Origin of the sequence: Aneurinibacillus uraniidurans, assembly GCF_028471905.1 — a bacterium.
Lineage (GTDB): Bacteria > Bacillota > Bacilli > Aneurinibacillales > Aneurinibacillaceae > Aneurinibacillus > Aneurinibacillus uraniidurans.
This window is the reverse complement of the sequence record NZ_CP116902.1, coordinates 2,871,445-2,890,318: the sequence shown is the minus strand read 5'-3', so window position 1 is coordinate 2,890,318 and position 18,874 is coordinate 2,871,445. Positions and strand designations below refer to the sequence as shown.

General features: G+C 44.2%; 16 protein-coding genes. 9 read left to right on the top strand and 7 right to left on the bottom strand.

The features are described from left to right. Positions 1-72: 72 nt before the first annotated feature. Together PO771_RS14460 and PO771_RS14455 are read left to right on the top strand one after the other, a co-directional pair. The gene (locus PO771_RS14460) at positions 73-777 is read left to right on the top strand and encodes a sensor histidine kinase (RefSeq protein ID WP_272560394.1); all 705 of its coding nucleotides are present in this window, start codon (positions 73-75) and stop codon (positions 775-777) included. A gap of 5 nt (positions 778-782) precedes the next feature. Next, a complete protein-coding gene (locus PO771_RS14455) occupies positions 783-1,844 on the top strand; it encodes an HD domain-containing phosphohydrolase (protein ID WP_272560393.1) in 1,062 nt (353 codons plus the stop codon). A 56-nt stretch (positions 1,845-1,900) separates the two neighbouring features. Here PO771_RS14455 and PO771_RS14450 read toward each other — a convergent pair whose 3' ends face one another. From PO771_RS14450 to PO771_RS14435, 4 genes are all read right to left on the bottom strand, one after another. After that, positions 1,901-3,058: an MFS transporter gene (locus PO771_RS14450; protein WP_272560392.1), complete on the bottom strand. Its 1,158-nt coding sequence runs from the start codon at positions 3,056-3,058 to the stop codon at positions 1,901-1,903. Positions 3,059-3,060: 2 nt separating this feature from the next. Next, positions 3,061-3,507 (bottom strand): MerR family transcriptional regulator, encoded by a 447-nt coding sequence (locus PO771_RS14445; protein ID WP_272560391.1) that lies wholly within the window; start codon positions 3,505-3,507, stop codon positions 3,061-3,063. Between the two features lie 93 nt (positions 3,508-3,600). After that, positions 3,601-4,197, bottom strand: a complete 597-nt coding sequence (gene rpsD, locus PO771_RS14440; RefSeq protein WP_272560390.1) for a 30S ribosomal protein S4 — start codon at positions 4,195-4,197, stop codon at positions 3,601-3,603. 236 nt (positions 4,198-4,433) lie between these two features. Beyond that, positions 4,434-5,348, bottom strand: coding sequence for a DMT family transporter (locus PO771_RS14435; RefSeq protein ID WP_272560389.1), 915 nt, complete (start codon positions 5,346-5,348; stop codon positions 4,434-4,436). Between the two features lie 186 nt (positions 5,349-5,534). Here PO771_RS14435 and trpB point away from each other — a divergent pair, with 186 nt between their 5' ends. From trpB to PO771_RS14400, 7 genes are all read left to right on the top strand, one after another. Continuing rightward, positions 5,535-6,731 (top strand): tryptophan synthase subunit beta, encoded by a 1,197-nt coding sequence (gene trpB, locus PO771_RS14430; RefSeq protein ID WP_272560388.1) that lies wholly within the window; start codon positions 5,535-5,537, stop codon positions 6,729-6,731. 113 nt (positions 6,732-6,844) lie between these two features. Continuing rightward, the gene (locus PO771_RS14425; RefSeq protein WP_272560387.1) at positions 6,845-7,447 is read left to right on the top strand and encodes a histidine phosphatase family protein; all 603 of its coding nucleotides are present in this window, start codon (positions 6,845-6,847) and stop codon (positions 7,445-7,447) included. Between the two features lie 37 nt (positions 7,448-7,484). Next, positions 7,485-9,761 (top strand): sensor domain-containing diguanylate cyclase, encoded by a 2,277-nt coding sequence (locus PO771_RS14420; RefSeq protein ID WP_272560386.1) that lies wholly within the window; start codon positions 7,485-7,487, stop codon positions 9,759-9,761. Between the two features lie 84 nt (positions 9,762-9,845). After that, on the top strand, positions 9,846-10,826 hold the full coding sequence (locus PO771_RS14415; RefSeq protein WP_272560385.1) for an MBL fold metallo-hydrolase: 981 nt from the start codon (positions 9,846-9,848) through the stop codon (positions 10,824-10,826). 109 nt (positions 10,827-10,935) lie between these two features. After that, on the top strand, positions 10,936-11,598 hold the full coding sequence (locus PO771_RS14410) for a TVP38/TMEM64 family protein (RefSeq protein WP_272560384.1): 663 nt from the start codon (positions 10,936-10,938) through the stop codon (positions 11,596-11,598). Positions 11,599-11,626: 28 nt separating this feature from the next. Beyond that, positions 11,627-12,250: a forespore capture DNA-binding protein RefZ gene (gene refZ, locus PO771_RS14405; protein ID WP_272560383.1), complete on the top strand. Its 624-nt coding sequence runs from the start codon at positions 11,627-11,629 to the stop codon at positions 12,248-12,250. A 99-nt stretch (positions 12,251-12,349) separates the two neighbouring features. Next, positions 12,350-14,569 carry a septation ring formation regulator EzrA gene (locus PO771_RS14400; RefSeq protein ID WP_272560382.1) on the top strand — a complete coding sequence of 740 codons (2,220 nt, stop codon included), beginning with the start codon at positions 12,350-12,352 and terminating at the stop codon, positions 14,567-14,569. Positions 14,570-14,849: 280 nt separating this feature from the next. Here PO771_RS14400 and PO771_RS14395 read toward each other — a convergent pair whose 3' ends face one another. The 3 genes from PO771_RS14395 to PO771_RS14385 all read right to left on the bottom strand — a co-directional run bounded on the left by PO771_RS14395 (position 14,850) and on the right by PO771_RS14385 (position 18,872). Then, positions 14,850-16,382: a solute symporter family protein gene (locus tag PO771_RS14395; protein ID WP_272560381.1), complete on the bottom strand. Its 1,533-nt coding sequence runs from the start codon at positions 16,380-16,382 to the stop codon at positions 14,850-14,852. Between the two features lie 3 nt (positions 16,383-16,385). Next, entirely contained in the window at positions 16,386-16,739 is a 354-nt protein-coding gene (locus PO771_RS14390; RefSeq protein WP_272560380.1) for a DUF485 domain-containing protein, read from the bottom strand. Between the two features lie 225 nt (positions 16,740-16,964). Beyond that, positions 16,965-18,872, bottom strand: coding sequence for a DUF294 nucleotidyltransferase-like domain-containing protein (locus tag PO771_RS14385; protein WP_272560379.1), 1,908 nt, complete (start codon positions 18,870-18,872; stop codon positions 16,965-16,967). Positions 18,873-18,874: the final 2 nt, after the last annotated feature.

Here is an 18,874-nt window from a genome sequence, read left to right as displayed (position 1 = left end):
ATATCCTTATGGAGGAAGAGAATGGTATCCGGCATACTAAATATATAAATTGGACGAAAGCAGGGGAGTACAATGAACGAGAAAGTATGTAAGCGAAGTAAGGACTGTCGGGATCTTACTGTTACCGTACATACATTCATAGAAACACAAGAAGAAGTACGGACGCGTCTTTCGCATGAGCTTCATAACGGCGTCGGTCAGGCGCTGTACAGCATTGTGCTCGGTCTGCAAATCATTAAAGAGAACGATCTGGATACACAGACAGCAAAGCACCTAGCAGACATGCGAGGGGTTGCTAACAAAGCGCTTCATGCAGTAAAGGACATCGTATTCGAGCTTCGGCCTCTTATGCTTGATGATCTTGGTATCATTCCGGCTGTTCGTTCTTATATAGAGATGGCAAGAGAGAAGTATGAGAGGGAAATTGATCTTAAAGTAATCGGAGAAGCGAAGCGCTACAGTACAAAGATTGAAACGATGCTATATCGGATCTGCCAGGATGTTGTTGTACTTAGCATTGGTTGTTCACGAATCAAGCGTCTGTCCTTTCAGTTCCATATCTATGAAGACTCTATACAGCTTGACATTACGGCCATGGGGTGCTCTGTTTCGCGTCTGTATGGGCAGGAGAGCGAGAAAATTTCGTATGTATTTGGAGCGATAGACATTCGGACTAGACAAGTGAATGGGTCGATGAATATTCATGCGGATGCAGATAACTGGACTAAGCTTTCGATCACCATTCCGCTACCTGATCTAAACAGAGAAGGAGAATGATTCGAGTGAGGGCACCAGTATTATACAAGGAGGCTTCCATTCTGATTGTAAGTGTGAATGGAGAGAAGTGGAAGCAGTTGCTAGGTAGTTATGGATATGAGCGTATCATAACGATACATGATACTAACATACTAGTAGAACTCCCCAACTCTTGCCCGGATCTTCTGCTGCTAGATATACAGACAAAATGGGCTGGACATACAGTTTGGCTTTCTCGTATATACAATTGCTATCCAGATGAATATATCCCGGTCATTATGGCTGGAGAAGAGAAGGATGAACCGTATTGTTTAGAGGCGCTTGATAAAGGAGTCAGAGACTTCATTCGTATGCCAATACAAGAAAAAGATGCGATGCTGCGCATTCGAAATGCGTTAGAGATACGCTGGTTAAACCGGGCAGTTCAGATGCAAAAACGAGAGCTTGAAATGTGCACGCATAACATGTATAAGAGTCAGTGTGAACTAGTACGTCTTCTCGGAAACGCAGCTGAATACCGTGATAATGACACCGGACTCCATGTGACACGTATGAGCCGATATACAAGCTGTCTTGGAGCGGCAGCTGGACTTCCGGCAATTGAATGCGAACTTCTACTTCAGGCGAGCAGCCTCCATGACATTGGCAAGATCGGCATTCCAGATTCTATTCTGCTAAAAAAAGGAGCGTTGACTGCGGAAGAATGGAAGATCATGCAGACGCATACGATCATTGGAGCACGCATTTTGGAGGGAAGCTCGTATCGTTTGTTGCAGCTGGCTGAAACAATTGCACTCACGCATCATGAGAAGTGGGATGGAAGTGGATACCCCAATCGATTAAAAGGGGATGAAATCCCATTGGTTGGGCAGTTAACAGCGATTGGTGATGTGTTTGATGCTTTAACATCTGATAGGCCATATAAAAAGGCGTGGACCGTACAGGAAGCGCGGGCTGAAATTATTAGAGGAAGTGGCACACACTTTAATCCAGATTTAGTCGCCCTTTTTGTGGATACATTTGACGAACTTGTTTCGATTAAAGAGCAGTATAACGAATGTTTGGTCACAAAGGTGGCTTCTGTATAAGTGGAAATGAAAAAGAGACTGTCCGATAGCTGGCAGTCTCTTTTTTGATCATTAAATTATGCTTGTACGGTTCTTTTTTCTCGGATAAGGAATGGAACAAGAGCGGCAACCGCAAGAACAAAAGCGATGACATATGGATATACTAGGCCGATCTGATTAGCGATAAGGCCAGAAGCCACCGGCGCAACCGCGGCACCGAGCCAGCGCATGAAGTTGAAGGCACTTGATGTAATACTGCGTTCATACGGTGAAATTTCCATACTGTAGGCAGTAAATAGAGCATTACACATTCCGCAGGCAAGCCCGGATACAACGATGAGTGCAGTTTGAACGACATGATTCGGAATAACGAAAATACCGAGTAAAATAAGAGCAAAGGCTCCTATAGAGTAAGCAAGTGCTGTGCGTGGTGAAACATGTTCTTCTACCTTATGTGCGAGCTTCGCAGAGCCATAGGCAAGCAGAAGACCCCATCCAAAAAATACAAGACCAAGCTGCACAACAGAAAGATGAAGCATAAGTGGCGAGTAAGCAAGCACGGTGAAGAATCCGAAGTAATACAACATCCCGGATAGCGCCACAATAAGGAAAGGTCGATATTTGAGCAGATGTGTCAATTCGGCAAATCCATGAACTTTCTTGTCAGCTGGACGCGGGAGTGGTTTAACAAAAAATGTCGTGAGCAGGAAAGCAAAAAATACAAGCAGACTGGTAATGGCAAACGGATAGCGCCAGTTCATCTGGCCTAGCAGTCCCCCGACAAGCGGGCCAGCTGCCATTCCAAGGCCGACTGCTGCCTCAAAAAAACCAACCGCTCGTCCAGCATTAGGCGACAGCTTGATGAGCAGGGGCATCGCGGTAGCAAAAAACAGGGCGTTCCCAAAACCCCAGCCTGCCCGGAACCACGATAGTTCTGGAATAGTATGTGACAGGGCACAGAGTAAGGAGAATAAAGAAACAATCGTCATGCCGATGACCATAATGCGTTTTTCCCCAAAGTGCCCGGCCGAAATTCCGGCTGGAATCATGGTGAAGGCCATTGTGAAAATATAGGCGGTAAATAGCATTTCTACTTGCCATGGCAGAGCACCGATTTCTTCACCGATGACCGGTAAAATGGGATCGACGACGCCCATTCCCATAAAAGCAAGAAACGTTGAAAATATCGTGATATACATGGAACGAGAGGACGAACTTGGTTGTTGTACTTGCATGACTATTCCCTCCGTGTAAGAGCTTCTAGCTCCTGCTTTTTTACATGAATCCGTGTCAATTTTTCTTCATAAGTCTCTAAAATTTGCTTCATACTTTCTATTTTATGTTGTAACAAAATCTGCTGTTTATGAATCGTTGTTTCTAATTGTGTTAGCAAACATAGGGACTCTTCTACCTTTTGCTGATCTTTTGCGCTGAAATAAACGGTTCGCAGGGTGGCCACCTGCTGTTCAAGATCGACATGTTCTTTAATTTCTGATAGCGACACGCCCAGCAGATCACGTAAATTTTTTACATGTATAATCTGATCGATATCTGCATCGGTGTACATCCGGTAGCCTCCATCGCTTCGGGTAGATGGGGTAATAAGACCAAGCTCTTCGTAGTAGCGAAGAGCGCGTTTGGTCAATCCGGTTTTGCGTGCTACATCTTCAATTTTATATTCCATAATCTCTCTCCTTAACTTTTACGTAAACGTAAATGTTTTGGGGTAAAAAAATCCCACCGCCTAAGCGGTGAGATTTTGACGTCAAGTAATCTATTAACGAGAATAGTACTCAACGATCAGTTTTTCGTTGATTTCAGCCGGCATTTCTTCACGGTCTGGAAGACGAGTGAATGTACCTTCGACTTTTGCTTCATCAAAGCTTAAGAAGTTCGGCAGGAATACACGAGCTTCAATAGCTTCTTTTACGATTGTCAGGTTACGGCTTTTTTCACGCAGGCCGATTACATCGCCTGGTTTTACACGGTAAGAAGGGATGTTTACTTTCTTGCCGTTTACAGTGATGTGACCGTGTGTAGTCAGCTGACGAGCAGCCGGACGAGTTGTCGCGAAACCAAGACGGTATACGAGGTTGTCAAGACGGGATTCGAGAAGCTTCATGAAGTTCTCGCCGTGTACGCCTTGCATTCTACCTGCATCGTCAAAAGTTCTGCGGAATTGTTTTTCCATCATGCCGAACATGTGGCGCAGTTTTTGCTTTTCAGTAAGCTGCAGCGCATATTCGCTCATTTTACGGCGAGCATGTCCGTGTTGTCCCGGTGGGAAGTTGCGTTTGATGTCTTTGCCTGTACCGTCGAGGGAGATACCCAGACGACGAGCCAGTTTGTGGCGTGGGCCAGTATAACGTGCCATATTAATTCGTTCCCCTTTGCGTTAAGATTAAGCAGGTGTTTACTTCCGCCTAGCTAGTTCCTTACTTGTCGCCATGCTCTTCGGACGGTAGCGTTTCCGCCGCATGCTCCGTTCGGAGTCGAATCACGTTCGCCCTGAAGGGAGGAAGCTATGAAAAAGACTAGACGTTTGTACCTGCAATCATTGCTACCCTGATTAAGCACATAACCTATATTATAGTGTTTAGAAAAGAAAAGTCAACTTTTTTCACGATTAACAATGTAAATTCCGGCTGTGACTAATAAAAGGGCGATGAAAACAATTTTATGCAGGGTTTCGTGCAGCAAAAGTGCTGATAGCAGTACCCCAAATACCGGAATTAAGAAAAAATACATGGATACGCGTCCGACCTTATTATAGGAAAGCAGTGTATTCCAGAGTGAAAATCCTGCTGCCGATAGGAACGACAAATAAAGTAAGTATACAAGTGCCTGTCCATTGAAATGGAATGGAGCAACTCCTGCCCCCATTGCTCCGAATCCAAGTAGAAAGAGCGAGCCAATCATCATCTGATAGGTAGTCAAATATACGGTGTCAAACGATGCGGCCCGATTTTTAGCCAGAATGCCACCGAATGCATTGCAAAAAGCAGAAGCGAGCAAAGCAAACTCGCCCAGACCAAAGGAGAAGGTCAGTGTACCTGTTGTGCCGCTTGCAAGCAGTACCCCTGCGAAACCGAGCGTGAGACCGATAATACGCCGCGTGTTCATCCGATCATTGCTATATAAATAGTGGGCAAGCAAAATCGAGAAAAACGTAGCGGAACCGCTAATAATTGACCCTTGAATACCGGTGCTGTAACTGAGCCCGATATAGAATAGTACATACTGTAAGGTCGTTTGAAATAATCCGATTTGCAGCAGGGCAGGCAGCGCTGCACGTGTAATGCGAAGAGGGCGCCTGGTTAGAATCAGGAAGAACCATAACATAAGGGAAGCGAGAAAAAAGCGGTAGCCGGCAAACAAGATCTGTTCGGACATTTCGCCTGGCCGAATATCAAGCAGCGGGTAGCTGAGCTTAATAAAGGGAAATGCGCTGCCCCACAGCAGGCAGACAAAAGCAGCGGTGCTGGCGAGTCCAGCTCGTGAAGTAAAAAATGTGCGGGCGTTCATAAGACAGTCGAATCCTTTCTGTGTTGCCAGAAGCAGAAATAATCTGGGTAGTCTGGCAGAAACTTTGGTAAAAATGAACAAAAAAACACTGAAAAAATATGTACAAATATAGTACAATAACAAACATAGCATATCATAGGCAATATGATCGAGCATATTGCATAGTTTGAGAGGAGAAAAGAAAAGATGAGCAAAGTTGAAACAAAAAAAGGGTATTTTGGGGAATTTGGCGGCAGCTTCGTACCGGAACCACTTCAAGCAGCGCTTGACCACTTGGAAGTTGCATTCGAGAAGTATAAGGAAGATCCGGAATTTATTGAAGAATTAAATTATTACCTGAAAGAATATGTAGGTCGTCCAAACCCGCTGTATTATGCGGAGCGCCTGACAGAGAAGCTTGGCGGCGCGAAAATTTATCTGAAGCGTGAGGATTTGAACCACACTGGCTCTCATAAGATTAATAATGTAATGGGCCAAGTTCTACTGGCTAAGCGGATGGGTGCAAAACGTGTAATCGCAGAGACCGGTGCTGGACAACATGGTGTAGCAACGGCTACTGCCTGCGCAATGTTTGGCATGGAATGTGTAGTATATATGGGAGCAGTTGATGCTAAAAGGCAGGCATTAAATGTATTTCGGATGGAGCTTCTCGGCGCGCAAGTTGTAGCGGTACAAGATGGAGCGCAGACATTGAAAGAGGCGGTCGATGCGGCCCTTACAGACTACGCACAAAACTATGAGAATACGTTCTATTTGCTTGGTTCTGCTGTCGGCCCACACCCGTACCCGACAATTGTGCGTCACTTTCAATCTATTATCGGCCAGGAAGTACGTGCACAGCATTTGGAGAAAGAAGGACGCCTACCAGATTATGTCGTAGCATGTGTTGGTGGCGGTAGCAATGCAATTGGACTGTTCGCGCCATTTTTTAATGACCGCGATGTTAAAATCGTGGGTGTAGAGCCTGGCGGGCGCGGATTATCTACGGGAGAGCATGCAGCTCCACTAAATACAGGAGAACCAGGAATCCTGCACGGCTTCAAATGCTATATGATGAAAGATGAGAACGGTGAGATTGCTTCTACTCATTCTGTTGCAGCTGGACTAGACTATCCGGGTGTCGGTCCGGAACATAGTTACTACAAAGCAATAGGTCGAGCTGATTATGTAGCCATTGAGGATCAGGAAGCGCTAGATGCTTTCCATACGCTTTCACGTACGGAGGGAATTATTCCGGCAATTGAAAGCTCACATGCGGTAGCTTATGCATTGAAGCTCGCACCGACGTTATCCACGGAACAGACGATTGTTGTCAATGTATCCGGGCGTGGCGATAAGGACGTACAGCAGGTGTTCGACATGATGCAACAAGCTAAAATATAGGCATAAAAGCCTGGTTCTCCAGGCTTTTTTATATGAGCCGTAAAATAATGCGTGAAACCTAATTTAATATTGCGTATAATTGGAAATAGGAAAAAAACTGGGAAGGATGTTTCATGGACATTCATTCAAGTACGCACATTTATCTCATCCGACATGGAGAAACAGATTGGAATGTAGGACGTCGTATTCAGGGACATAGTGATATCCCACTTAATCAGGCAGGTAGAGAACAGGCGCTTTGCCTAGCAGAACGTCTGCAGCATATTCCAATTGATCGAATTTGCGTGAGTGACCTGCAGCGTGCAGTTGAGACAGCACGTCCACTCGCAACACGTCTGGGCTTGTCTATTCATTGCTTTCGTGAGTTTCGTGAACGACATTACGGAGAGTGGGAAGGGAAGCATTATGAGGAAGTGCAGGCAGAGATACCGGATGTAAATACATGGACGGAACAGAATCGTCGCTACAATATTGAGACATTTCTATCCATGCAGCAGCGGGGGATGAGCTGTCTGCAATCCATTCTTGAGGAGAATACCTCTAAACATCTTGCTGTGATTAGTCACGGAGGGATGCTTAATGCTTTGCTCCATTATATGAGTAGCGGGAAATACGGAACCGGAAAAACGAAATGGGCGAATACGGCACTTGCTCATGTAGAGTATCGAGTAGATGCCTGGATCGTGCATACGATTAATGATGGAAGTCATTTATAGAAGCCATAGTGTAGTGGGATAGAAAGAGGGCGGAACTGTGAATAATGACCTTGTGTATGTTGAAGATAAGCAGGTTATAGCAGATTCATTTTATGCCAGATACCTGATGGAGGTATTTCGGTACAGTCAGACGTTTCTCTCTACTTCATCGTTTCCGGCTGATGTAGGCTGGTTGTTTGTAGTAGATGAGATGGGACGTACTGTTGCAGGGCGCAGAATCGGCGATCCACTCTGTTCGTTAGAGAAATCGTATCCGGTTTTAGCAGCGGAACCTTATATTGCGGAGCAGGATGGGAACTATACAATCTGTGTTCCGGTTCTAGAAAATGTATGGTTTCCGGGCTATATCGGGGCGACTTTTTCTCAGGAGGTTGACTCAAAATGTGGGTTTTCATTTGTACAGGGGACTGCTTCGTTATTTCGTATGGTGCAAGAACAATACGTAGCTAAGAGCATTTCTGCTTGTTTAAAAGCAGTGAATGAGACGCTGCATCTGGACCGGATTATGGAAATTATTTCAGAAAGACTTGCTGCAAGCCTGGATCAGACAGAGTGCTGGGCAATGGTATATGATGCTGAGCAAGATATATCACCGCACTGGACCGTCAGTAAAAAGAGAATTCGCCGTTGGGATCGTCATATGATTCGGGATATTCATACTGTGTATACACAGGTGACACATTTATTTACAAATAAGCGAACGCAGCTCACGAATGAAAATTCGAATATTCGAACTCTTTTTGATAATCCCGATGCTTTTGAAGAAAGCTATGTGATTTCTCCGCTCCGGTATGGGGAGAAAATTATTGGTGTAATTGCTGTCCTTCGTTCGAAAGCACAGCCGATTTCAGAGCGAGAGAAGCTGTTTGTAGAGCGCTTCGCTAAAGATTTGAGTCTAGCTGTGTACAATGCCATGATGTATATGCGCCTCGAAAGAGATGAACAAAAGCGCACACTGCTGTTTGAAGTAACGAAAAAAATCCATTCTTCTATTAATGTAGAGGATGTGCTTGAAGCTGTAATTAAAAATACAAAAAAGCTGTATCCGAAAATGCAGGTCGATTTATGGCTGTCACACGATACATTTTCCAAGCTTCCTGTTAAGCAATTTACATTTGATGTAAATGATGTCAGTTCACGGGCTTTTATGGAGGGGCGGACGATGCTTGTGCAGTCAAAGGGAGATCGAGCACTGACACTAGCTTCTCCACTACGGGGTAAACAGGGAGTATACGGGGTTATTGAGCTGTACACGAAAGAATCGCTGTCCCTTCATCCAGGGGAAATTGAATATATCACGATGCTTGCGGATACGGCGGGAAGTGCGTTTGAGAATGCGCAGCTATACCAGCAGTCGCAAAACCTTATTAAAGAACTCCTGCTAATTGATGAAATGACCAGCCAACTTAACAAAAACATTCGGCTAGATGATTTGCTTGCTTCCATTATTCATAAACTCACAGAGACGTTTCGTGCTGAACACTGTTGTATTCTATCCCGCGTCGATGATAGTCCTCAATTTATTATTCAGGCTTCAACCGATAAGAAAGAGGATAACGTTCTCGAAATTACAGAAAACAGTCGTCTGCGCGACCTGCTTCTCAATAAAGAGTCTCTTCTGCTCGCTGATGCTAGTGGTATGGAGGAAATTGTATCGGTATTTGCCTGTCGGTCCCTTATGGCGGTTCCTTTCATTGATAACAATAAGGTAGAAGGGGCAATTGTGCTTACGGACTCGCAGCCAAATCGCTATACTTTTGATGACTTTAAACGCCTGCAGATGCTTGCACGTCATGTTAAAGTTGCTGTAACGAACGCATCTCTTCATGCGGAAGTTGAGCGTATGGTGATCACAGATAATTTGACAGGCTTATACAGTCGTAAATACTTGTATGATGTTATTAGTCAATCGTATCAGCGGGATGCTTGCGGAGCTTTAATTTTGCTTGATGTCGACCATTTCAAAAATGTCAATGATACATATGGTCATCAGGTAGGCGATGAGATTCTTATTCAGGTATCAGATATATTGAACAAGTCAATTCGTCTGTCCGATGTAGCAGCTCGTTGGGGCGGGGAAGAAATGGCGGTATATTTGCCGTGTGTTGGAGATGATATCGCCAGACAGGTTGCAGAGCGTCTGCGTATAAATGTCATGAATGAGACGGCACCAAAAGTTACGATTTCAGGTGGTATTGCGGTCTGGTCGCGTGATAATAATGAGCTTGCTGTAGAAGTGCTATTTCAGAAAGCTGATGAAGCATTATACCGTGCAAAACGCAGCGGTCGCAATCGTATGTGTGAAGCAGATTAATGAAATAAATAAAGCTTCCGAGTATGGAAGCTTTATTTATCTTATGATATGAATGATTATTCAGTCAGCTTGGGGGGGATAAGAATGAGTATTATACCTAGCATTCTTGAGTGTCTTACAGTTCCAACACCATTCAACGTAGGTCCGATTCATATCTTTTGGCTGAAAGGAGAAGATGGTTGGACTCTTGTAGATACTGGCCCGAAAACCTCAGATGCTCTAAGTGGTATAGAAAGATTTATGCAGACACATAAGTTTGGTTTTGAGGACATTGCTCGTATTGTATTGACTCATCAGCATGTAGACCATAGCGGACTGGCTGCGGTCATTGCCGAAAAATCAGGAGCTTCCATTTTAGCACATGAAGGTGCTGTTCCTTATATAGAACGAGATTCGGCCTTTATGAATTGGCATCATGAATTTTTTCACCGGTTGTATCGGGAGAATGGGGTACCAGAGGAGATGCTGTCTACTGTGGAGCGTTTTCAAGAGATGATGGATATGTATGCTGACCCTGCTTTTGTACATGGAACGCTTGCAGATGGAGATGAGCTCCCGGGACATCCTGGCTGGAAGGTTGTGTATACACCCGGACATACACAAAATCATATTGCTTTGTATTGTGAGGAAGACGGTCTCATGCTGTCAGGAGATTTTTTAATTCAAGAAATTTCATCGAATGCCTTTATTGAGCCAGCACTAACCCGAGAAGAAGAACGTCCCAAACCGCTGCTGGTGTATCGTGACACGCTTTGTCGCATCGCATCCATGCCGATACAGCGGATGCTATCAGCGCATGGAAGTGAGATTAACGATCCTAAAGGACTGATTCAACTCCGTCTGCAGCGTCAGGAGGAACGAGCTACTCGCATTGCAGCGCTTTTAGAAGAGGGCCCGCTGACGGCTTTTGAACTGTCGGCGCGTCTATTTCCAAAAGTGTATAAAAAAGAGATGCCGCTCACATTTTCTGAGACACTTGGTCATTTGGATTTGCTAGAGAGAACTGAGAGAGTGCAGCGTATTGTATGTGATGGAATCGTTCGCTATCAATGCCAGAATAAATAATCAGAAAAAAGCGATATTTTTATGGACCTCTTGTTATAAGAGGGGTTTTTTTGTCGATTTGTGGTATAATAGGCAAGATAGTAAGCATGTGAAAACAGGAGGCAGCCAATTGAAGCGTATTATTTTTTCTGTCCTTTTTTTGGCTATCATGATTTATTTTGTCATGCAGACAGAGTTTGGACAGCTCGTACGTACAGGAAATGTAGAGCAAGTAGCTGAGTATATTCAATCGTACGGCTGGATCGCGTTTTTGATTGCGATTCTTGCGGTTGTTATCCAGACTTTTTTTCCGATCGTTCCTTTTGTGCTATTAGCTGGTGCGAATGTCATGGCGTTCGGACTGTGGACGGGATTTATGGTGAATTGGGTAGGAGCGGTTGCTGCTGCGTTGGCCAACTTTTTTCTGGCTCGTTATGCTGCACGTGACTGGGCTGAGAAGAAAATCGGCCATCACTCTTTTCTAAAAAACTTGAACCGCCACGCAGAAAAACGTGGATTTTTAATTATTCTTCTGGCACGCTGGGTCCCGGTGCTTCCTTCCAGTGTTATTAATACGGCGGCTGGAATTTCCAAGGTTCCGACTATCTGGTTTGTGTTAGCTACTCTGATTGGGAAAGTCCCGGCTGTACTCTTTGAATCATTTCTTGGTCATTATTTAATGAATTGGGAGCACCATAAAGGAAAGTTGACGATCATTATCATCGGCTTGGTTCTGTTTGTCCTTGGACTTCATTACCTAAAAAAGAAGAAAGAACCAACCTTGCTGTCATAGACGCAAGGTTTTTTTAAGGGGGTAGGCTGTGAAACGTTCACCGAAGCATACGAAGCAGAAAATAGTTGACGCAGCGGCTGCGTTGTTTGATTCGCAGGGGTTTGACAGGACAACCGTGCGGCAGATTGCATGTGCGGCAGATGTGAACGTAGCGCTAATCTCTTATTATTTTAAACATAAACAAGGGCTGCTTGAAGTGATCATGATGGACTATTATGAATTGCTTTTTGCACGCTTGGATACTTGCAAGGCTTGTGATGAGCAAGGTGGGGCAAATGTGCAGCTATATCGTATGATAGAGGTACACATTCGGTTTCAGAGTGAGATGAGTCAGACCACTCGCTTGATTCAGCGAGAACTGTCTGTAGAATCTATGCTTGGGCGAGAGGTTATGAGTACATATTTGACACGTCTAAAACATTATTTTGTTTCTGTTTTGGAAGAGGGGATGGAGACAGGGGAATTTAAGTTGATTGACGTGGATCATGTCATTATTTATTTGTTTGCTATAGCTGGGTTTCCCTATACATATCCGCAGATTGTGCGGGAGGTATTTTATCTAGAACCTCTCGAAGAGTCGTTTATTCAACAGACCATACAGCATGTGCATACAGTTGTACGACAGATTTTGACACCTGCTGTTACATCTTAGTAGGTTTTTTGTAGAAAAAGGAGAGAAAAGCAGGAATTTTATCACGTTGTACCTAATTTAGTAAAGAACAAAGTTTGATTAAGGCCAAAGGAGTATAGCATGATGAGAGACGCCGGACGACGAATGTCCCGTTTTACCCTTGTTATTGTAGTACTGTGTATGACAGTGCTGTGTCCGCCTATCGTTTGGGCAGAAGGATTCCCACCTTCGATTAACAAGCCGGTTATTGATACACAAAATCTACTAAAAGACGATGAGAAGAAGGAGTTTACCCGGGTTGCTGCTGATCTTGCCCAGACGTATAAGCTACTTGTTATTGCAGATCCGAAACCCCTTACACTGACGCAGTATGCACAGCAGCTTCCAGATAATTTTACGATCAATGATACAACAATGGTAATTGTAGTATCATTTAATGATAAAAAAATGGTAGCGGTTAGCGGTAAATATTTTACAGAGCGAGGCATTACCGGGGAAGTAATAACGCGTAAAGTAGATAATTTTTTCAGTCCATATGCTAAGCAGGGTGCGATAATGAAAGGTGTTTTGTCATTTGTTCAGTCGATAGACACTGAAGTAAAAGATGCAAAACCAACGGAAATCGTAGCGAAGACAGCGGCGGCGAATGCTCCGCAAGATGTACAAGTTTTCCCGGTTTGGCTGCTCATTGGAATGATTTTGGTTGCGGTGTTTGGGATTGGACTGCTTGTTGCTTTTACCCTGCGTAAGCGCACGCTAAAAGCAATTGACGAGGTCGATGAATGGCGTATTCGCGTATCGGAACAACTGAACTTGTTTACGATTGATCCATCGTGGAAGAAAGAGCCAGGTCGGATTAAAGAGAAATATCTGGCCATTTTAACATCGCTAGATGATCTCAAAAAAGACGCCATTGTAGACGTAGAACTTATTCTGGCGGACGCGGAAGAAATGACGGCCCGGTTCCGTTTCCGACGCAGTCGGGATATTCTCGCAGAAGCGAGTGGTAAACTTATGCATATTGAATCTGACTTGGATAAGCTGCATATTCGCCTTGAGAATTTGAAAGAAACGTTGCAGGACGTTTCAAGCTTTAAAGAAGAAACGAACGAAATGCGTCAAAAAGTGGAACGTCGCTTCAACGAGTTGAAAATCCAATACAAAGTTTCATTCCATACATTAAAAGAACGATTGAACCAGTTAGATCGTGAAGTTGGAGAGATCAAGGAAGCCGAAGAAAAAGGAGACTTTCATGAGGCGCGTGATCTGCTGCAGCAAGTACGTGACAATCTGATCCGTATGGAGGAAGAGCTGGAGAATATCCCGCTAATTCGCCAGGCGATTATGAAAGATATCGATCAGGAAATTCGCCAGTTGGATGAGGATGCGAAAGAAATGGTCACAGGCGGGTACACGTCTGGAGAAGAGTTTTTCTTAGCTCGGATTATTAAAATTCGAGGTAGGGCGGAGGTTTTGCCGCAGTTATTCGAAGAGGGCAAAATTGAAGAGACAGAAGAAGAGATTGGTAAAGTGCGGGAAGATATTGAAGCTGTGTATCAGACGATGGAAGAGATTGTGACGAGTCGCCATCGTTATCGCCAGTACATAACTGAACTGCCGCATTATGTGACGGTATTGCGCCAGGATGAGCAGTTCCTTGCCGAAGAGCTAGAGGATCTTGCTCAGCGTTATCAGGTAGAAGAGGGAGAAGCTTTCCGTTATTATCAGCAGATTCCTGCGCTTGTAGCTGATGCCCAAGATGCACTTGAACAAATCGCTGCGGCGGAAGTTCCAGAAGCGTATGAACGACATTCTCAAATGCTCACGCAAGTAGCAGAACGAGTAACAGAGTTTATGGAACGGCGGGAATTAATTATGAGAGAGCTGAATGAATTTCGTAAAGGAGAGACGACAGCTCTTGAGGAAGTTAAAGATTTACGTACAAGCGTAGCACGTGTGGAACAGCAGCTGAAGCGGTTGTATCTTCCGGATGTTCCATTGTATGTATCCGACAGTTTGCACCACTGTCGCCAGGCGATTGCTGCCGTCGAAGATGCGCTTGCCGAAAGTCCGCTTAATATTCAAAAAGCTGAAATGCTGCTAAAGCAGGCCAAAGGACAAGTAGAAAAAGCGCTTGAACAAGCTGCGCAAATGGTGCGGGATGTGCGAGAGACCGAAGATAAAATTCAACGGACCAACCGTTTTCGTCGTAATGATCCAGAGATCAGCAAGCTTCTGAAAGCTTCGGAAGCTGCCTTTCACGCTGTGCGTTATGAAGAAGCGAACGAGCTAGCAGATCAGGCATATAATCTTGCTGTAGAACGTTATGGATTAGACTAACGACGGTAAGTAGGGAAATGAAAGATACGGGAGAGAAAACATAAGGACGATGAATCGTTCTTTCGTATTCTCTCCTGTTTTTTGTTCTTCTTACCTTTGGTTTGTCGAGATGAGAGAGAATCATGAACATTTCAGGTATAAAAAAGGGAGCACATCGACGTGCGATGCGCTCCAAGTCAGGGAGTAGAGGTGTGAGAGTCAGTTGTAATTTCAAAGGGGAGTAGGTTCACTATTATACTTCCCTATTTCACACGCTCTTAAACCAATTGAATTAAAAATATTACGCACTTTCTTTTATGCCAGTATTGGCTTTAACCAGCACTTCATCAAATTTCTCATCGCTCTCACGGCGTCCTAAGAATGTGCCGAGATAGGCAGCAAGGAAGCCGACCGGTACGGAAATGAGTGCAGGGTTAGTTAGAGTGATCAGCGGAGTACCTTCAAAGATCGCTTTGCCTGGAGGACCGAATACGTTTGGACTTACGGCTACCAGGATAAGAGCGGTGAAGAGACCGACGAACATTCCCGTAATTGCTCCGGCTGTATTAAAGCGGCGCCAGAAAATCGTAAAGATGATAACTGGTAGATTAGAACTTGCCGCTACGCAGAATGCAAGCGATACAAGGAACGCTACGTTCATTTTTTGTGCGCCCAGAGCAAGAATAACAGAGATAATAGATACACCGATGGAAGCCCAGCGAGCCGCTACCATTTGTTCTTTTTCTGTTGCCTGGCCTTTACGCAGGATATGACTGTAGAAGTCGTGAGCAAAAGCGGAGGCTGCTGTCAGTACAAGACCAGCTACTACCGCAAGAATTGTTGCGAATGCTACGGCTGCAACAAATGCCATCAGCAGATCACCACCGAGTGATTGTGCAAGCAGAGGAGCTGCCATGTTACCAGCTGCGTTTGCTTTTACAATCGCTTCTTTACCTACGAATGCAGCTGCTCCGAAGCCAAGGAAGATCGTCATGATATAGAAGAAACCGATCAGCCATGTTGCGTATACAACGGATTTGCGTGCCGTCTGCGCATCCTTAACCGTGAAGAAACGAATGAGGATGTGCGGAAGACCAGCTGTGCCAAGTACGAGTGCAATGTTAATCGAAATCGTATCAAGACCGTTTTTGTATTTTACGCCTGGATTTAGATAAGCTTCGCCAAGCGGTGTTGCTGTTTTCATATGGTTGAACATCTCAACGAAGCTAAAGTTAAACTTCGCAAATACCATAACGGAAATGATGAATGTACCGACCATCAGCAGAACGGCTTTAACGATCTGTACCCAGCTCGTTGCAGTCATACCACCGAAGATTACATACACGGTCATCAGTGTACCAACAATTAAAACGGATGTCGTATAGTCAAGACCAAGAAGAAGTTTAATAAGTGCACCTGCTCCAACGAGCTGAGCAATCATATAAAACGTAGAGATTGTAATGGTACTAAGCGCAGCAACACCACGAACTTTACTGTTGTCAAAACGAGCTGCAATCATATCAGCCATCGTATATTTACCAAGGTTGCGAAGTGGTTCGGCTACAATGTAGAGAACAACAAGATACGCCACAAGATATCCAATACTAAAGAAGAAGCCGTCAAATCCAGTTAGAGCGATTGAACCGGCGATTCCAAGGAATGAGGCAGCTGACATATAGTCGCCAGCAATTGCAAGGCCGTTCTGCCAACCGGTCAGGCCTCCACCTGCTGTATAGAACTCACTTGTTGAATTTGTTCTCTTAGAAGCATAGTACGTAATCAGAAGAGTGGCACCTACGATGAGAAGGAAGAATATAAATGCCGTTGTATTCATTGATTATTTTCCCCCTTTGTTTTCTTCAATGATTTCATCAGAAATTTTGTCAAAGGAGGCCGCTTTACTTGAGTAGATCATGCAGAGTGCCCATGTCATGATGAATTGTGCAAAGGCATAGATCCATGCCCAAGTAATAGAACCGATTGCCGGGGTGTTAAGTACCTTGCTGTATGAAGTCATAATAGGAAGGACGTAGTAAAACGTAAAGAAAAAAATACACATCGGAATGATAAAGCTGCGCTTTGTTGCCATTAATTGCTTAAACTTTGCTGACTGGACAATCGCGGTGTAATTGATTTTTTTTCCGTGGGAGCCTCCTGGTGTCGAAGAATTGCTTTTTGCAAATCCTGCCATTCCTTTCACTCCAATCCTTATAGTATGATTATTGTACATGTATACGAATAAAGTAGTACGAGAATGCCACCTCCTTATAAATAAAGCGTTTTCAAAGTGTTGTAAGCGCTATCTATTTAAAATATTAAAATATTTGAGAAAATTTGCAAGAATTTTTTTTATGTGTAATTACTTGACAAAAAGAAGCGCGTCGTGTAAAGACGTGCTTCTTTTTGATTCTTATTACTAAATTCGGATACCGCGTACCTGGAATTGGCGAATAAGCTTTTGCTGCAGCCACTTTGCGGTATTAAGCGCTTTTTTTAACCGGATCTGCTCATCTTTTGGCAGAGATACCACATGCAACTCATTAGAAAGCGATATGCCAGATTGTAGCTGGCGCATGTTTTCACGAATGCGGAAATAGAGAAGTGTGTTAAAGGAGTCGCGTACTTCGTCTTCCTCTTCTTTTGTAAATGTTCCTTTGTCGGTGAGCTCTGCAAGTCTTTCAAGTGTCGAGACAGCATCAATATTTTCAAAGATTGCGAGCAGACGCATGGCATTTACAAAATGGACAAGTGCTCCTCCTTTTATATCAATCCCATCTTTAATTTTTTTGTCGTAAACAATACGACCAAACATACCAAGCGGTACACCACATGATGCGTCGTCTTCCGCAAGTAGATTGTACATAAAAGGGAAATTCTTTTTGCGTATCATAAAATATTGGCGCAATTCATGAGCGAGTGCCATCTGTCCATATATCGGGCGGAAGTCTAGGAAAATGGTAAACATCCGAATTTCTTCTCCCTGCATATGATTGAACCAGGCTTCCACCATGTATTTCCACTCGGCGAGTGATTTGCGCCATTTTTTATTGGTTGCCATTACATCCCCTTTACAGCGAGGGAACCCACATTGTTCGAGTCCAGCGACAATTTTTTCGGCAAGGGCGGCGAAATAAGCGTCCACTTCAGCAAGGTGGGCATCATCATCGATATCAGGGTAAATAATGCCATTATCTTGATCGGTGCTGAGTGTCTGTTCTTTACGGCCTTCACTGCCCATCGTAATCCAGCAGTAATCAGTCGGTGGAGTACCGAGTCCCTCTTCGACCATGGCTTGCTCAGCAAGTTTGATAATTCTACGGAGCACCCGATCATTCAGTTCTGTGATAACGGTGCAAATCTCGTGTGCTGCTGCTCCTTCTTTCATCATGCGATCTAGAAAGGCAGTAATATTTGTATGATGCTCCGCAAGTTTTTCGATTGTATCAGCCTGATCGATCGTTTTTACCGTGCTGAGTACAGACTGTCCACGGAAGTCAGACAGTTTTCGCAGGGTGATGATGCCTTCCACTTTGCCTGCAGATACGACTGGAAGGTGTTTGACCTGATGTTTCATCATCAGAAGCATCGCCTCATAGAAGAAGGCATCATCTTCCACTGTAATAACGTTCTCCGTCATAATATCGCATGCCCGGAGAGTGGGGATGGTAGTGTGAGCAGGAATTAGCTTGATTAAATCACGTTCTGTGATGATACCAAGAAGCTTATCGTGTTCCATGACAAGTACGGAGCTAACCTTTTCATTCAGCATGATAGAAGTAACCTCGATTACAGCAACCTCTGGCGGTACGGCTGTAATCGTGTACTCCATCATCTCGCCTACACGCTTGCGGTATGGGTATGTCTCAAACCCCTGCTTGTGTTCAGAGGTTTCTGCGGCCAGCGCCTGGTACATGTGCTGTAAGCGTCGACTAATATCGTGTGTAAGCTGTTCAGCAAATAACGTTTGTTCATGAATGAGTCGGTTAAATAGTGACTTGGAAATTCGTAGGAATTCACAATTCTCGACGGTTTGGATAGAAAAGTGAGATGACTCTTCTGCCAGTGTATTAATCAGACCTGCGAGTTCACCCGGATGATAGAAGCGAACGGAAAATTCGTTTCCTTCATCTGTGATAACCGTATTTTTAGCAAGTCCTGTAATCAGGAAAAATAGATCATTGTCACGGTCGCGTTCATGGATGACAAAATGGTTTTTTGGAAAAGAAACGATTGTGGAATCATCAACGATTTCCGTTATGATTGATTCTGGAAGTACGCGAAACAGCTCGTTTTGTCGTAGCATTTCTTTTACTCTTGCCTTCATTT

Excerpts from the sequence above, each read along its gene's own strand:
- trpB (WP_272560388.1), top strand. The coding sequence starts at position 5,535 with ATGAGCAAAGTTGAAACAAAAAAAGGGTATTTTGGGGAATTTGGCGGC.
- PO771_RS14385 (WP_272560379.1), bottom strand. The coding sequence starts at position 18,872 with ATGAAGGCAAGAGTAAAAGAAATGCTACGACAAAACGAGCTGTTTCGC.
- PO771_RS14415 (WP_272560385.1), top strand. The coding sequence starts at position 9,846 with ATGAGTATTATACCTAGCATTCTTGAGTGTCTTACAGTTCCAACACCA.
- PO771_RS14425 (WP_272560387.1), top strand. The coding sequence starts at position 6,845 with ATGGACATTCATTCAAGTACGCACATTTATCTCATCCGACATGGAGAA.
- PO771_RS14400 (WP_272560382.1), top strand. The coding sequence starts at position 12,350 with ATGATGAGAGACGCCGGACGACGAATGTCCCGTTTTACCCTTGTTATT.
- rpsD (WP_272560390.1), bottom strand. The coding sequence starts at position 4,197 with ATGGCACGTTATACTGGCCCACGCCACAAACTGGCTCGTCGTCTGGGT.
- PO771_RS14390 (WP_272560380.1), bottom strand. The coding sequence starts at position 16,739 with ATGGCAGGATTTGCAAAAAGCAATTCTTCGACACCAGGAGGCTCCCAC.
- PO771_RS14395 (WP_272560381.1), bottom strand. The coding sequence starts at position 16,382 with ATGAATACAACGGCATTTATATTCTTCCTTCTCATCGTAGGTGCCACT.
- PO771_RS14450 (WP_272560392.1), bottom strand. The coding sequence starts at position 3,058 with ATGCAAGTACAACAACCAAGTTCGTCCTCTCGTTCCATGTATATCACG.
- PO771_RS14460 (WP_272560394.1), top strand. The coding sequence starts at position 73 with ATGAACGAGAAAGTATGTAAGCGAAGTAAGGACTGTCGGGATCTTACT.
- PO771_RS14445 (WP_272560391.1), bottom strand. The coding sequence starts at position 3,507 with ATGGAATATAAAATTGAAGATGTAGCACGCAAAACCGGATTGACCAAA.
- PO771_RS14435 (WP_272560389.1), bottom strand. The coding sequence starts at position 5,348 with ATGAACGCCCGCACATTTTTTACTTCACGAGCTGGACTCGCCAGCACC.